Source organism: Streptomyces sp. NPDC093591 (assembly GCF_044764885.1).
In the GTDB taxonomy this organism is placed as follows: Bacteria; Actinomycetota; Actinomycetes; order Streptomycetales; family Streptomycetaceae; genus Streptomyces.
Map to the genome: position 1 here is coordinate 132,279 of NZ_JBIWIY010000008.1, position 13,531 is coordinate 145,809.

General features: G+C 72.2%; 14 protein-coding genes and 1 riboswitch. Of the genes, 5 read left to right on the forward strand and 9 right to left on the reverse strand.

Annotated elements, in window-relative coordinates; translation table 11 throughout:
• The first annotated feature begins 70 nt into the window (after positions 1 to 70).
• Positions 71 to 1,027, forward strand: a complete 957-nt coding sequence (locus ACIREI_RS18540; RefSeq protein ID WP_403333908.1) for an LLM class F420-dependent oxidoreductase — start codon at positions 71 to 73, stop codon at positions 1,025 to 1,027.
• A 19-nt stretch (positions 1,028 to 1,046) separates the two neighbouring features.
• The gene (locus ACIREI_RS18545; protein ID WP_403333910.1) at positions 1,047 to 2,138 is read left to right on the forward strand and encodes an enolase C-terminal domain-like protein; all 1,092 of its coding nucleotides are present in this window, start codon (positions 1,047 to 1,049) and stop codon (positions 2,136 to 2,138) included.
• Between the two features lie 22 nt (positions 2,139 to 2,160).
• Here the strand turns inward: ACIREI_RS18545 and ACIREI_RS18550 are convergent, their stop codons facing one another.
• Together ACIREI_RS18550 and ACIREI_RS18555 are read right to left on the reverse strand one after the other, a co-directional pair.
• Positions 2,161 to 3,198: an SDR family oxidoreductase gene (locus ACIREI_RS18550; protein WP_403333912.1), complete on the reverse strand. Its 1,038-nt coding sequence runs from the start codon at positions 3,196 to 3,198 to the stop codon at positions 2,161 to 2,163.
• A 6-nt stretch (positions 3,199 to 3,204) separates the two neighbouring features.
• Entirely contained in the window at positions 3,205 to 3,726 is a 522-nt protein-coding gene (locus ACIREI_RS18555) for a phage holin family protein (protein ID WP_403333914.1), read from the reverse strand.
• A gap of 113 nt (positions 3,727 to 3,839) precedes the next feature.
• On the opposite strand from ACIREI_RS18555, the gene ACIREI_RS18560 reads away from it, so the two are divergent.
• Positions 3,840 to 4,196 (forward strand): VOC family protein, encoded by a 357-nt coding sequence (locus tag ACIREI_RS18560; RefSeq protein WP_403333916.1) that lies wholly within the window; start codon positions 3,840 to 3,842, stop codon positions 4,194 to 4,196.
• Positions 4,197 to 4,253: 57 nt separating this feature from the next.
• Here ACIREI_RS18560 and ACIREI_RS18565 read toward each other — a convergent pair whose 3' ends face one another.
• The 7 genes from ACIREI_RS18565 to ACIREI_RS18595 all read right to left on the reverse strand — a co-directional run bounded on the left by ACIREI_RS18565 (position 4,254) and on the right by ACIREI_RS18595 (position 12,082).
• Positions 4,254 to 4,802: a GNAT family N-acetyltransferase gene (locus ACIREI_RS18565; RefSeq protein WP_403333918.1), complete on the reverse strand. Its 549-nt coding sequence runs from the start codon at positions 4,800 to 4,802 to the stop codon at positions 4,254 to 4,256.
• Between the two features lie 20 nt (positions 4,803 to 4,822).
• A complete protein-coding gene (locus ACIREI_RS18570; protein ID WP_403333920.1) occupies positions 4,823 to 5,065 on the reverse strand; it encodes a DUF1049 domain-containing protein in 243 nt (80 codons plus the stop codon).
• Between the two features lie 58 nt (positions 5,066 to 5,123).
• A complete protein-coding gene (locus tag ACIREI_RS18575) occupies positions 5,124 to 6,890 on the reverse strand; it encodes a CocE/NonD family hydrolase (protein WP_403334345.1) in 1,767 nt (588 codons plus the stop codon).
• 156 nt (positions 6,891 to 7,046) lie between these two features.
• Positions 7,047 to 7,985 (reverse strand): LD-carboxypeptidase, encoded by a 939-nt coding sequence (locus ACIREI_RS18580; RefSeq protein WP_403333921.1) that lies wholly within the window; start codon positions 7,983 to 7,985, stop codon positions 7,047 to 7,049.
• Positions 7,982 to 9,946 (reverse strand): prolyl oligopeptidase family serine peptidase, encoded by a 1,965-nt coding sequence (locus ACIREI_RS18585; protein WP_403333923.1) that lies wholly within the window; start codon positions 9,944 to 9,946, stop codon positions 7,982 to 7,984. The genes ACIREI_RS18580 and ACIREI_RS18585 overlap by 4 nt, the downstream gene beginning before the upstream one ends.
• Before the next feature lie 5 nt (positions 9,947 to 9,951).
• A complete protein-coding gene (locus tag ACIREI_RS18590) occupies positions 9,952 to 11,256 on the reverse strand; it encodes a M20/M25/M40 family metallo-hydrolase (RefSeq protein WP_403333925.1) in 1,305 nt (434 codons plus the stop codon).
• The gene (locus tag ACIREI_RS18595; RefSeq protein WP_403333927.1) at positions 11,249 to 12,082 is read right to left on the reverse strand and encodes a M55 family metallopeptidase; all 834 of its coding nucleotides are present in this window, start codon (positions 12,080 to 12,082) and stop codon (positions 11,249 to 11,251) included. The genes ACIREI_RS18590 and ACIREI_RS18595 overlap by 8 nt, the downstream gene beginning before the upstream one ends.
• A gap of 151 nt (positions 12,083 to 12,233) precedes the next feature.
• A riboswitch (cobalamin riboswitch) is annotated at positions 12,234 to 12,422 on the forward strand.
• A 29-nt stretch (positions 12,423 to 12,451) separates the two neighbouring features.
• On the opposite strand from ACIREI_RS18595, the gene ACIREI_RS18600 reads away from it, so the two are divergent.
• Positions 12,452 to 13,159, forward strand: a complete 708-nt coding sequence (locus tag ACIREI_RS18600) for an energy-coupling factor ABC transporter permease (protein WP_403333929.1) — start codon at positions 12,452 to 12,454, stop codon at positions 13,157 to 13,159.
• Complete coding sequence (locus ACIREI_RS18605; RefSeq protein ID WP_403333931.1) at positions 13,156 to 13,530, forward strand: energy-coupling factor ABC transporter substrate-binding protein; 375 nt, start codon at positions 13,156 to 13,158, stop codon at positions 13,528 to 13,530. The genes ACIREI_RS18600 and ACIREI_RS18605 overlap by 4 nt, the downstream gene beginning before the upstream one ends.
• Position 13,531 lies beyond the last annotated feature (1 nt).

Consider the following 13,531-nt stretch of genomic DNA (forward strand, 5'->3'; position numbering starts at 1 on the left):
CTGGCCGCCGGGTACCCGGACGGCGACCCGTCCCGCCGCGACGCGACGCGGCAGTCCCGGAGGTGCCCCCATGCCCGAGTACGGCTATTTCCTGGCGTGCGAGGAGTTCCGTCCCGCCGAACTCGTCGAGCAGGCGAGGATGGCGGAACAGGCCGGATTCCAGTCGCTGTGGATCTCGGACCACTACCACCCGTGGAACGACGCGCAGGGCGAGAGCCCGTTCGTGTGGTCGGTGATCGGTGCGATCTCGGAGGCGGTGTCGCTGCCCGTCGAAACGGCGGTGACCTGCCCGACCGTGCGGATGCACCCGGCGGTGGTGGCGCAGGCCGCGGCGACGTCCGCGGTCATGACGAACGGCCGTTTCCGGCTCGGGGTCGGCTCCGGCGAGGCCCTGAACGAGCACATCCTCGGCCATGTCTGGCCGCCCGCGAGCGTGCGCCTGGAGATGCTGGAGGAGGCGATCCTGGTCATGCGCCGGCTGTTCACCGGCGAGGAGGTCAGCCATTACGGCGCCCACTACCGGGTGGAGAACGCCCGCCTCTACACGGTCCCCGACGAGCCGGTCCAGATCGACATCTCCGGCTTCGGCCCGGCGGCGACGTCGCTCGCGGCCCGGGTCGGCGACGGCTTCATCACGATGATGCCGGACGAGGAACTGGTCACCCAGTTCCGCAAGGGCGGCGGACACGGCAAGCCGGTCATGGGCGGCACGAAGGTCTGCTACGGCACCGACCGCGACGAGGCCGTACACACCGTACGGCGGCTGTGGTCCAACCAGTTGCTGCCCGGCGAGATGGCCCAGATCCTGCCCTCGCCGCGCCATTTCGAGCAGCTGGAACCGCTGGTCACCGAGCGGATGGTGAGCGAGAACACGGTGTGCGGGGACGACGTCGACGAGCATGTGTCCGAGCTGAACGCCTTCGCCGACGCGGGCTTCGACCGGGTCTACGTCAGCCAGATCGGCCCCGACCAGCGCGGGTTCTTCGACTTCTACCGTACGAAGGTGCTGCCGCAGCTGCAGCGGTGACGAGGGGCGGGCCCACGCGATGAAACTCCACCTTCCCGTCGTCTCCGTCTACACGGTGCCCACCGACGCCCCCGAGGCGGACGGCACGCTGGCCTGGAACTCCACGACCGTGGTGATCGCCGAGGTGACGGCCGCCGACGCGACCGGCACCGGCTGGACGTACGGCCCGGCGGCGGTCGGCGACTTCCTGCGCGACCATCTCGCACCCCTGGTCGAGGGCCGCGACGCCCTGGACATCCCGGCCACGCACGAGGCGATGGCGCGCGCTGTCCGCAACGCGGGCCGCCCGGGCGTCGCCGCCTGCGCGATCTCCGCGCTGGACATCGCCCTGTGGGACCTCAAGTCCCGCCTCCTCGAACTGCCTCTGACCCGGCTGCTGGGCAGCTGCCGGGAACACGTCCCCGTCTACGGCAGCGGAGGCTTCACGACGTACCACGACAAGCACTTGGCCGCGCAGTTGAACGGCTGGGTCCACGGCCAGCACATCCCACGCGTGAAGATCAAGATCGGCGAGGACTGGGGCCGCGCGGTCCTGCGCGACGTCTCCCGGGTCGAAGCGGCCCGCCAAGTGATCGGCGCCGAGGCGGAGTTGTACGTCGACGCCAACGGCGCCTACACCCGCAAGCAGGCCGTCCGCGTCGGCCGGGCCCTCGCCGGGCACGGCGTCGGCTGGTTCGAGGAGCCGGTGTCCTCGGACGACCTGACGGGCCTGCGCCTGATCCGCGACGCCCTGCCGTGCGACATCACGGCCGGCGAATACGGCTACGACCTCCCGTACTTCGCCCGTATGATCGCCGCGGGCGCGGTCGACTGCCTCCAGATCGACGCGACCCGGTGCGGCGGCCTGACCGAGTTCCTGCGCGCCGCCGCCCTGGCCCAGGCCCACGGACTGCAGGTCTCGGCCCACTGCGCGCCGCACGCCCACGCCGCCGCGTGCGCCGCGATCCCCAACCTCCGCCACATCGAGTGGTTCCACGACCACGTCCGCATCGAGGACATGTTCTTCGACGGCGCCCTGGACCCGACGGGCGGCACGGTGACCCCGACGCACGGCATCGGCCACGGGCTGACGCTGAGGGCGGAGGAGGTCCAGGAGTACCGGGTCGCCTAATGGTCCAGGAATACCGGGGCTCCTAGTGGCGCAGCAGGCGGGTCAGCCGGCGTGCCGCCAGCACACCGGCGCCGACCGTGAGGGCCTGCCCCATCCTGCCGCGATTGCGCGAGAGCCACTCCTGTGAGCTGCCCCGATGGGACTCCTCGTCGAAACGCCCGTGCGCCCCGAAGTCACGCCCCCGCGCCCCGTCCGCCGCCGTCCACAGGTTCCCCGGCCCCAGCTGTTCGCCCTCGTCCTGCTGTGCCTCGAAGCCGGTCCTCGCCAGATAGCGGTCCAGCAGTCCGGGAACGACCGCGTTGGCCATCAGCGTCGCCGCCGTGGAGCCCCCCACCCAGTACTCCCGGCGCCGTCCGTGCCCGGCCGCATGCACGATCGCCCGTGCGGCGACCTCGGGCTGGTACACCGGCGCCACCGGCCGGGCCCGCCCCGGGAGACGGTTCAACACCCACTCGAACTGGGGGGTGTTGACCGCCGGCAGCTGCACCATCGTCGTACGCACCCGGCTTCCCTCGTGCAGCAGCTCGCACCGCAGTGACTCGTTGAACCCCTGGATGGCGTGCTTGGCGCCGCAGTACGCCGACTGCAGCGGAATCCCCCGGTAGGCGAGCGCGGAGCCGACCTGCACGATCGTGCCCCGGTCGCGCGGCAGCATGTGGTGCAGGGCGGCCCGGGTGCCGAACACATAGCCCAGGTACGTCACTTCGGTCACCCGCCGGAACTCGTCCGGGGTGATCTCGGTGAACGGCGCATAGATGCCGGCGAAGGCGTTGTTGACCCAGACGTCGATGCGCCCGAACGTGTCGACGACCTTCTGCGCCGCGTCGTCGACGGCCTTCGCGTCGGCCATGTCCACGCTCACGACCAGGGCCTCACCCCCGGCCCGCTGCACCTCGTCCGCGGCCCCGGCGAGGCCCTCACGCCCCCGGGCCAGCAGGGCGACCCGGTCGCCCCGCGCGGCGAAGGCGAGGGCCGCGGCCCGGCCGACGCCGCCGCTGGCCCCCGTCACCACGACGGCCCTGCCACGTCCCGGCAGGGCGATCTCCCACGGCCTGCGCACCGCGCATCACGCCCGGTGGTGCGGCTGCTCGGGGTCGATGTCGTCCGGATGCGGCGTCCGCGCATCCGGCATGTCCGGCGTCACCGCGCCGGGCACTCCCGTCCCGGGCGGGCCGGGCGGCATCGGCGGGTACGGCAGGCCGAGGCCGCCCGGCGGGGCGGCCGGTGCCGTGCCGCCGACGGTGCGTCCATGGGCGGCGGCCCGCTCGCCCTCGTGCTCCGCTGTCGGCCGGGACGCCGACGGGCGTGCCGCGCTCCGCAGCGCATACGCCACCACGCCGAGGATGACCGCGGTGATCAGCGCGGCGGCCCAGTCCGGCAGCCCGGTGGCGAGACCCAGCCCCAGGGCGAGCGCGAGGGCGGCGCCCGCGTACAGGGCGACGGCGCCGGAGCCGGCGTACAGCACGGCCCGGCGGCGTTGCCGTCGGGTCTGCTCGCGCAGTTCGTCCCGCACGGTCTCGCGTGCCACCTGCGCCAGTTCGTCGACCAGTTCCTTGTCCAGGTGCTCAAGATGATCGAAGCGGTTCATTGCCGCCGAGTACCCGTACACGCGTACGGGTAACGCGCGCGGTCCCGCGCCGGAGTGAGGGGATCGCGTGAAACGATCTCCCGGTCCGAGCGCCCCCAACTAGGCTCGTACGCATGGAGATCCTGGGAACCACGCTGCGCGTATGCGTCGACGACCTGGAGAGGGCAGTCCCCTTCTACGAGCGCCTCGCGGGCGGCACAGCCCTCCGCTTCGAACGCGGCGGCGTGCAGGTGGCCGCGATCGGCTGCTTCCTGCTGATGAGCGGGCCGGAGGCCGAGCTGGAGGTGCTGCGCAAGGTCGCGGCCACGATCGCCGTCAAGGACGTCGACGAGGCCCACCGGGTGCTCAGCGAGCTGGGCGCGCACATCATCGCCGGTCCGGTGCCGACGCCGGTGGGCCGCAACCTGATCGCGATGCATCCGGACGGGGCGATCTACGAGTACGTGGACCGTCAGGGCTCGGGGTCGTAGACGAGGCCGCCCGCAATCTTCGGGTCGACGGGCTCGGCGCGCGATGCGGACCGGCTTTCAAGCGCGCATCTCGGCGGTGACGGCCCACCGCTGATGGTCGCGCCAGGCCCCGTCGATGAAGAGCATGCCCGGCGAGAAACCCTCCAGGCGGAAGCCGCAAGCGCGGGCGAGGGCGATCGAGGCGGTGTTGGCGGGCTGGACGTTGATCTCCAGCCGGTGCAGCCGCATCGGCCCGAAGGCGTGGCCCACCACCAGGTCCAGGCCCTCCCGCATCAGGCCCCGCCCGGCCGCGTGGGCGAAGGCGCCGTACCCGAGGGCCCCGCTCTGGAAGGCGCCCGCGACGATGTTGTTGATGTTGATGAACCCGGCGATCCCGCCGCCGTCGTCCTTCGCGCAGACCAGGAAGCCCGCCTTGGTCGGATCCTCGATCAGCCGCCCTGCGTAGGCGGCGTACGCGGCGGCGCTGTCCGGCGGGAAGAGCCACGGCTGGTGCAGTTCCTTGCTCTCCCGGACACGCGCGGTGAACTCGCCACCGTCCTGGTAGGTGAAGTGGCGTATGCCCACACGAGGGCCCTCGGCGAGATATGGGGACGCGGGATGAGGCATTCCGCCAGCCTACGGCGCCGCTAGCGGCGCCGGCCCATGAAGTAGGCCCCGCACAGCGCGCCGATCACGCCCATGCCGAACAGGGCCAGCCACAGCGGCATCGTCACCTCGGGGACCAGCAGCCGGATCTCGGTCTCGCGGGTGTTCTCGAAGATGAAGGTCAGGGCGAGGGCGACGAGCACCAGAACGGCGACCCTGGCGGGGGTCAGCGCCCCGCCCGGCCCGCTCCGCCGCCCGCCGTTCTGCGACGTCTTCGCGGTCATACGACCAGGATGCTCCCGACGGCGCGGTCACGCACGGTGAGCGGCTGTCCCGGGCCGCTCAGCCGACCACCGGCAGCCGGAGCACCCCCGTCTCCCCGGGTGCGCTGACCACCGTCACCGGCTTGATCCCCCGGTTCCCGAAGTACGCGTCGTCACTGGCGGCGATCACGAACCGCAGCCGGTGCCCCTTCTCGTACCGGTGCACGATCCCCGGCAGGGTGACGGTGAAGCTCTTGGTGACGTCGGCCACCCGCACCGGGGCGACCAGCCTGTGCACCAGCGTCTTACTGCCGTCGGGGGCGATGTCGTACAGCTTGGCGAACAGGACGAGCTTGTCGGCGGCGTCCCCCGAGTGCTGGGTCCGCTCGGCCTTCGGGGAGACGACCTTCAGCGTGGCCCGGGGCGCGCCCACGACGTCGGTGGTGCGCGCGAGCGGCTCGCTGGTCCAGCCGAGGTAGGTGCCGGGGGTGTCGTACGGCGCGGGGTCCGGCAGTCCGAGGATCCCGTACAGCGAGCTCTCCGAATGGCTCGTGGAGACGGGCCAGTTGGTGTACGTACGGCTTCCGCGCGCCACCTTGCCGCGGTTGTCGACGAGTTTGCCGTCGCCGGAGAGGTAGAGGGTCCGGCTGAGCGCGGGGACGCGGTCGGCGGTGGCGTAGGTGCCGTCGGGGTCGGTGATCCAGTCGCGGTAGTAGGCGAAGGCCGGCCCGGTGTCGACGTTCTTCTTCCCCAGGTAGCGGTCGAACCAGGCGAGGATGCGGCGGCCGGCGTAGCTGGTCTCCAGGTTGCCCTGGCCGAGGTTGAGTTCACCGGCGGCCGGGTCGGTGATGCCGCCGCTGTGGCCCCAGGACTGCCAGATCATCTTCGTCGCGGTCCCCTGGCCCTTGAGCGTCTTGTACGTCGCCGTCGCCTCGTTGAGGTTGAAGAGGCTGTCGGCCTGGCCCTGGACGAGGAGGGTGGGGGCCTTGACGCGGTTCAGGTACGACACCGGCGAGACACTGCGCGCGTAGGCGAGCAGCTCGGCGGTCTGCTGCGCGGGGTAGCGGCCGGAGTTGAGGGTGCGGACGGTGTCGCAGGCCTTGGTGACGAAGTGCAGGCAGGCCAGGGAGTTGATGCGGGACGGGTCGAGGTTCGGCTCCAGCAGGGGCTGGCCCTCGCCGATGAGGTAGAAGCCGTTGGCCCACTGCCATTTGAAGGCGCCGGGCACGTTGTTGCTCCCGGCGGCGTTGTTCGGGTCGAGGGAGTAGGCCAGGTCGTTCCAGGTGATCATCGGGACCAGCGCGTCGAGGCGCTGGTCGACCGCGGCCGTGGCCAGCTGGATGGCTCCGCCGTAGGAGCCGCCGACCATGCCGACGCGTGGGTCGCCGGGGGCGTCGAGGGTGACGAAGTCAGCCTTCGTGCCGTCGTCGGCGGCGCGTCCGCCGCCCAGGAAGTCGACCAGGCGCGAGGCGGCGACGCCGTCGATGGTGGGGTCGTCGAGCGAGATCAGGCAGCCGGACCTGCCGAAGCCGAGCCCGGAGTAGACGAGGGAGACGTAGCCGCGCTGGGCGAAGGCCTTGCCGATCGCGTCGGTCGAGCCGTCGGACTTGCTGCCGCCGAAGCCGTTGGTGGCGAGGACGGCGGGCGCGGGGTGGGCGCGGTCCACGCCGGCGGGCCGGTAGAGGTCGGCGTCGACGGTGCAGGTGCGGCCGCCTGCCTGGACGGTGAACTTCAGGGCGGTGACGGTGAACTGGCCGGTTACGGCGGCGGCCGGAGCGGTGAGCGCGAGGGGTGCGGTGAGCGTGGTGCCGAGGACGAGAGCGAATGGGGCTCGGAATCTGGGCATCCGACGGGACACGGGGGACCTCCACACTGAGGCACGCTGGGGAACAGCCCTGCTTACCGACCAGTAAGTACTGGCCGGTTGTCATGGTGTGACACGTGTCAGACGAGGTCAATCGCCGTGACGGAGGTTTCTTGACGGAAGTTCAGTGAAGACGGGTCAGGCGAGGGCGGGCTCGTCGAGGGTCAAGGTCCCCGCGTCGGCGTCGAGTTCGGCGCGCACTCCGAAGGGAATCGTCAGCGCACCTTCACCGTGCCCGAACCCGAACTCCTCCACAACGGGCACACCGAGGCCACCCAGCCGGTCCAGGAGCAGCGCACGCACCCGCGCGTACGGCTCGCACTCCTGCCACGACCCGAGCAGCACCCCGCGCACGCCGTCGAACAGGCCCGCGCGCCGGAGTTGGGTGAGGTAGCGGTCGAGCCGGTACGTCTCCTCGCCGACGTCCTCCAGGCAGAGCAGGCCGCCGCGTGCGGAGGTCCTGGCGTGCGGGGTGCCCGTCTCGGCGGCGAGCAGGCAGAGGCAGCCGCCGAGCGTGACGCCGCGCGCCCGGCCGGGGACCAGCGCGCGGCCGCCGGTGGAGGTGATCGTGCGCACCGACTCCGGCTCGAACAGGGTGGCCTTCAGATGCTCCTGCGCCCGCGCGTTCTTGATGAAGTCGACGCCCGCCGCCATCGGCCCGTAGAGCGTGGCCAGACCCAGCCGACCGGCGAACGCCTCGTGCAGCACGGTGATGTCGCTGAAGCCGACGAACACCTTCGGTCCGGCCGCCCGCATCGCGTCCCAGTCGAGCAGGTCGATCATCCGCTGCACCCCGTACCCGCCCCGCGCGCACAGCACCGCGTCCACGGACGGATCGCACCAGGCGGTCTGGAGATCGGCGGCCCGGCCGGCGTCCGTGCCCGCCAGATAGTCGAACTCGCCGTGCCGGTCCAGCACATGGGGTGCCACCACGGGGTCGAGGTCCCAGCCCCGCAGCACGTCGAGGCCTGCCTGCAGCCGCTCCTCGGGCACGGGCCCGCTGGGGGCGACGACGGCCACGCGGGCGCCGGGGGCGAGTCGGGACGGTCGTACGAGTGGCCGTACGGGCGCGTTCACTTGGCGAGCTCCAGCTTCGGGATGCCGGTCGGATGCAGTCCGAAGACCTGAGCGTACAGGGAGAGTTCGGACTCCAGGACGCGGATCATGGTCTCGGCCCGCCGGAATCCGTGGCCCTCCCCCTCGAAGGCGACGTAGGCGTGCGGCACCCGGCGGCCCTCCAGACGGGCCAGGAACCGCTCGCACTGGGAGGGAGGGCAGATGACGTCGTCCAGGCCCTGCAGCAGCAGGAAGGGCGCGGTGAGACGGTCGGCGTGTGCGGCGGGCGAGCGTTCCGCGTAGCGAGCCGGTACCTCGGCGAGGGGGCCGACCAGGGTCTCCAGGTACCGCGACTCGAGGTCGTGGGTCTCTCCGGCGCCCCAGCCGGCCAGGTCGAGGATGGGGTAGAGGATCGTGCCGCAGGCGTAGACGTCGGTCGTGGTGAGCGACGCCGCCGCGGTCCAGCCGCCCGCGCTGCCGCCGCGGATGGCGAGCCGGTCCCGGTCGGCGGTGCCCTCGTCGGCGAGGGCGAGCGCGACGGCCGCGCAGTCCTCGACGTCGACCACGCCCCACTGCTCGCGCAGCCGGTCGCGGTAGGCCCTGCCGTAGCCGGTGGAGCCGCCGTAGTTGACCTCCGCGACCCCGATGCCGCGCGAGGTGAAGTAGGCGATGGCCAGGTCGAGCACGAGGGGCGCCCGGCCGGTCGGCCCGCCGTGCGCCCAGACGACGTACGGCGGCGGGGTGCCGCCGGGGGCGACGCAGCCGGGGTTGTGGGGCGGGTAGATGTGCGCGTGGATCTCGTCTCCGGCGGGGCCGGTGAAGGTGCGGATCTGCGGTTCGGGGTAGTAGGCGGGGTCGACGGCGTCGTCGTGCTCGGCGCCGATGACCCTGGCCCGGCCCGTACAGGTGTCGAGCTCGACCACCTCGTGCGCGCTGCGCGGGCTGGCGCCGACGGCGACGATCCGCTCGCCGTGCACCGCGAGGGTGGGCTCGAACTCCGTCCAGGGGCCCGCCGCGTCGACGATCTCGCCGGTCTCCGGGTCCAGGACCCCGAGGGCGGTCGACCCGCGTCCGTGCACGACGGCGATCAGTCCGCCCGCCAGCGGGGCGAACCAGCGCAGGCCGGGCTTCCACAGCGGCCCGCCGAACTCCTCCTCGCGCGGGCACAGGGGCTCGCCGTCGCGGTAGAGGTTCCACCAGCCGCTGCAGTCGCTCGCGTACAGCAGCCGGCCGTCCGGCGACCAGTCCACCTGCGCGATGGACTCCTCCGGCCCGCCGGCGACGGTCCGCGGGCCGCCGAGCGTGCCGTCGGCGCCGACCTCGGCGACCAGCAGCTCCGTACCGTCCCACGGCATCCGCGGATGGTCCCAGACGAGCCACGCCGCGCGCCGCCCGTCGGGCGAGAGCCGCGGCCCGGTGACGAACCGGTGCCGGTCGTCGGTGAGTTCGCGTACGGCGTCCCGGTCCCCGGCCGCCGAGCCGTCCAGCGGGACGGCGGCCAGGACGCGGCGCACATCGGTGGGGCCCTCGCCGGTGAACTCCTCCAGCACGCACCACACTTCACCGAGTTCGAGTCGCACCTGCGGTTCCACCCAGCGCAGTCCACCGCCCACCGCGGAGACGGGAGTGAGCGGGCGCGGCTCGCCGCCCTCGTCGTACCGGTAGAGCCGCTGATCGGCGAAGTCGACGAAGACGACGAGCGGCCTGCCGTCGACCACCACGCCCGCCCAGGGATGTCCGCCGTACTCGACGACCCGGCTGCGCACGTTCCACGGCGCGGGCAGCACCGACTCCTCCACACCGTCGGCCCGTCGCCGCACCAGGGTGCGCCGCCCGCCCTCCGTGGGCCGGGGCTCGGTCCACCACGCCTCGTCGCCGACGAAGCCCACGTACTCGGGGTGCCCGTCGTGCCTGGCGGCGAGGGCCGCGTCGATGGGCGAGGGCCAGGAACCGTACGCCAGCGTCCGCACCGTCTGCCTCAACTCCCCTAGGCCGTCCGCAGAAACCGGTCGAGTACGCGGACGCCGAAGTGCAGCGCCTCGACCGGCACCCGCTCGTCGACGCCGTGGAACATGGCCCCGTAGTCGTAGCCGTCCGGCAGCTTCAGCGGGGAGAAGCCGTAGCCGGTGATGCCGAGCCGCGAGAACTGCTTGGCGTCCGTGCCGCCGGGCATGCAGTACGGCACCACGTGCCCCTCGGGCGCGAACTCCTCGACGGCGGCGCGCATCCTGGCGTACGTCGGCGAGTCCACCGGCGACTGGAGGGCCACCTCGCGATGGTGGAACTCCCACTCCACGTCGGGCCCGGTGAGTTCGTCGAGGGTGGCGCGGAACTCGTCCTCGACGCCCGGCAGATAGCGGCCGTCGATATGGGCCACGGCCTCCCCCGGGATGACGTTGACCTTGTAACCGGCTTCCAGCATCGTCGGGTTGGCGCTGTTGCGGACGGTCGCCTCGACGAGCGCGGCCGCCGGCCCGAGCTTCTCCAGCAGCCCGTCGACGTCGTCCAGGTCGGCCTCCAGGCCGTACAGCGCGGCGAGTTCGGCGAGGGCGGCGCGGACCGTCGGGGTCAGCCGCAGCGGCCACTCGTGGGCGCCGATCCGGGTGACGGCGGCGGCGAGGCGGGTGACCGCGTTCTCCCGGTTGGGCCTGGAGCCGTGCGCCGCCCGCCCGCGGGCGGTGAGCCGGACCCAGCCGGTGCCGCGCTCCCCGGCCGCGATGGGATAGATCTGCCGCCCGCCGCCGTCGTGGAAGGTGAAGGCACCGGCCTCGCTGATGCCCTCGGTGCAGCCCTCGAAGAGCCCCGCGTGCCGGTCGGCGAGAAATCCGGAGCCGTCCTCGGCGCTCGCCTCCTCGTCGGCGGTGAACGCGATCACGACGTCCCGCCGGGGCCGCACGCCCTCCCGCGCCCAGGCCCGGACGACCGCGAGGACCATCGCGTCCATGTTCTTCATGTCGACCGCGCCCCGGCCCCACACGACCCCGTCACGGATCTCCCCGGAGAAGGGGTGCACGCTCCACTCCCCCGCCTGCGCGGGCACCACGTCCAGATGACCGTGCACGAGCAGCGCGTCCGCCGACGGGTCGGTGCCCTCGATCCGGGCGACCACGTTCGTACGGCCGCTCGTGCGCTCCAGCAGGGTGGGCTCCAGGCCCGCCTCGGCCAGCCGCGCGGCCGCGTACTCGGCGGCGGGCCGCTCCCGGCAGTCGCCGCCGCCCCGGTTGGTGGTGTCGATGCGGATGAGGTCGGAGGTGAACGTCACGACCTCGTCCAGTGCCTGCCCGTCAGCCATACTGCTCCTCCACCGCGGCCGAGACGATCGTGGTCACTGCCTTGAAGGTACGGATTCCCTCGTACATCCGCTCGCTGGTGTACGCCACCTTCCGCTCCCCGATCCGTTCGACGCCGGGGACGACGGTGGCGGCCATGGCGAGATGCTCGGCGTCGAACTCGACGGCGACGGTGAAGGGCCCGCCGCTCACCGGCGCCTGACGGACCGCCAGCGCGGCGGCCTCCTTGGCGGCGGCCCGGATGTCGGCGGCGGTCCTGGCCGGCGTACGGCACACGGCCGCGTACCGCGAGACGTGGTCCTTCACGGCGACCTTCAGCGCCCCGGGCGCGTACCCGAGCGCGTCCTCGCAGGCCACGTCGTCGCCGGTGACGAGCACGACGGGCACGCCGTATTCGGCGACGACATGCGCGTTCAGCAGCCCCTCGCTCGCCCGCACGTCGTTCAGCCACACCCCGGTGATGGAGTTGGCGAGGTAGGTGTGCGCGAGGACGCCCTCCATGCCGGCGCCCGCGTGGTAGCCGACGAAGGCGATGCCGTCCACGTCGCCGTGCTGGACGCCCTCGACCATGGACAGCGCCTTGTGCCGGCCGGTGAGCATCTCCGCCCGCTCGTCGAGCCGCTCCAGCAGGAGATTGCGCATGGTCCAGTGCGCCTCGTTGATGACGACGTCGTCGGCACCGCCGTCGAAGAACCCCAGCACCGCGGCATTGACGTCCGAGGTGAACATCCCCCGGCACCGCTCCCACTGGGGCGTTCCGGGCAGCACGTCGGCCGGCCAGGTCACTCCGGTGGCGCCCTCCATGTCGGCGCTGATGAGGATCTTCATGTGGATTCACGTTACGCGCCGGCGAGGGAACTTCCTACGAGTCGGAGAGCCGTATCGAGGGCGGGTCCCGTCCTTGCGGCAGGCGCCTGACGAGCGGCGAGCGCCCCTTTCGAGCCCCCGAGGCGCGCTTGTCAGCCACCCTGTGCGGGCACTACTGTCACCACGCCTTGGTGAACGGGAAATCCGGTGTGATGCCGGTGCGGCCCTCGCCACTGTGAATCGGGAAGTCCGGCTCCAGCCCTCGAACGGGCAGCCACTGGGACCTTCGGGACCCGGGAAGGCGGAGCACGGGCGGTGGTACCCGTCAGCCAGGAGACCGGCCAAGGCGCGTCAACCATCCACGAGGTGCTGGAGAGGGTCTGCTGAGCCATGCACATAGCCGAGGGTTTCCTGCCTCCGGCGCACGCCGTCGCCTGGGGCGTCGCGTCCGCGCCGTTCGTCGTCCACGGAGTCCGTTCACTCACCCGTGAGGTCAGGGAGCACCCCGAGAGCACACTGCTCCTCGGCGCCTCCGGGGCCTTCACGTTCGTCCTGTCCGCGCTGAAGCTGCCCTCGGTGACCGGCAGCTGCTCCCACCCCACCGGCACCGGCCTCGGCGCCATCCTGTTCCGGCCGCCGATCATGGCGGTCCTGGGCACCATCACCCTGCTCTTCCAGGCGCTGCTGCTCGCGCACGGCGGCCTGACCACGCTCGGCGCCAACGTCTTCTCGATGGCGATCGTCGGGCCCTGGGCCGGATACGCCCTGTACAGACTGCTGCGGCGGTACGACGTGCCGCTGATGGTGGCGGTGTTCTTCGGGGCGTTCGTCGCCGACCTGTCCACCTACTGCGTCACCAGCGTCCAGCTGGCGCTCGCCTTCCCCGACCCGAGCAGCGGATTCCTGGGCGCGCTCGGCAAGTTCGGCTCCATCTTCGCCGTCACCCAGATCCCCCTCGCGGTGAGCGAGGGCCTGCTCACGGTGCTCGTGATGCGGCTGCTGGTGCAGTCCAGCAAGGGGGAACTGACCCGGCTGGGCGTGCTCCTCACCAAGGACAAGAAGCAGTCCGGGACCGAGACCGAGGCGGTGGCCCGATGAGCAGGAACACGAAGATCAACCTCTTGCTGCTGCTCGTCGTGGCCGCCCTCGCCGTGCTGCCGCTGGCCCTCGGCCTCGGCGACCACAAGGAGGAGCCGTTCACGGGCGCCGACGCCGAGGCGGAGACCGCGATCACCGAGATCGAGCCGGACTACAAGCCCTGGTTCTCGCCGCTGTACGAACCGCCGTCCGGGGAGATCGAGTCGGCGCTCTTCGCCCTCCAGGCGGCCCTCGGCGCCGGTGTCCTCGCCTACTACTTCGGTCTGCACCGGGGGCGGCGGCAGGGCGAACAGCGGGCGCTGGAGCGGGTGGGGGACACCGGCGGCGCAGCCGGTGACACCGCCGGGGAATCCACGGCCGAAAGGGCCTGAC

Excerpts from the sequence above, each read along its gene's own strand:
- ACIREI_RS18540 (WP_403333908.1), top strand. The coding sequence starts at position 71 with ATGCCCGAGTACGGCTATTTCCTGGCGTGCGAGGAGTTCCGTCCCGCC.
- ACIREI_RS18545 (WP_403333910.1), top strand. The coding sequence starts at position 1,047 with ATGAAACTCCACCTTCCCGTCGTCTCCGTCTACACGGTGCCCACCGAC.
- ACIREI_RS18555 (WP_403333914.1), bottom strand. The coding sequence starts at position 3,726 with ATGAACCGCTTCGATCATCTTGAGCACCTGGACAAGGAACTGGTCGAC.
- ACIREI_RS18560 (WP_403333916.1), top strand. The coding sequence starts at position 3,840 with ATGGAGATCCTGGGAACCACGCTGCGCGTATGCGTCGACGACCTGGAG.
- ACIREI_RS18565 (WP_403333918.1), bottom strand. The coding sequence starts at position 4,802 with ATGCCTCATCCCGCGTCCCCATATCTCGCCGAGGGCCCTCGTGTGGGC.
- ACIREI_RS18570 (WP_403333920.1), bottom strand. The coding sequence starts at position 5,065 with ATGACCGCGAAGACGTCGCAGAACGGCGGGCGGCGGAGCGGGCCGGGC.
- ACIREI_RS18575 (WP_403334345.1), bottom strand. The coding sequence starts at position 6,890 with ATGCCCAGATTCCGAGCCCCATTCGCTCTCGTCCTCGGCACCACGCTC.
- ACIREI_RS18590 (WP_403333925.1), bottom strand. The coding sequence starts at position 11,256 with ATGGCTGACGGGCAGGCACTGGACGAGGTCGTGACGTTCACCTCCGAC.
- ACIREI_RS18595 (WP_403333927.1), bottom strand. The coding sequence starts at position 12,082 with ATGAAGATCCTCATCAGCGCCGACATGGAGGGCGCCACCGGAGTGACC.
- ACIREI_RS18600 (WP_403333929.1), top strand. The coding sequence starts at position 12,452 with ATGCACATAGCCGAGGGTTTCCTGCCTCCGGCGCACGCCGTCGCCTGG.
- ACIREI_RS18605 (WP_403333931.1), top strand. The coding sequence starts at position 13,156 with ATGAGCAGGAACACGAAGATCAACCTCTTGCTGCTGCTCGTCGTGGCC.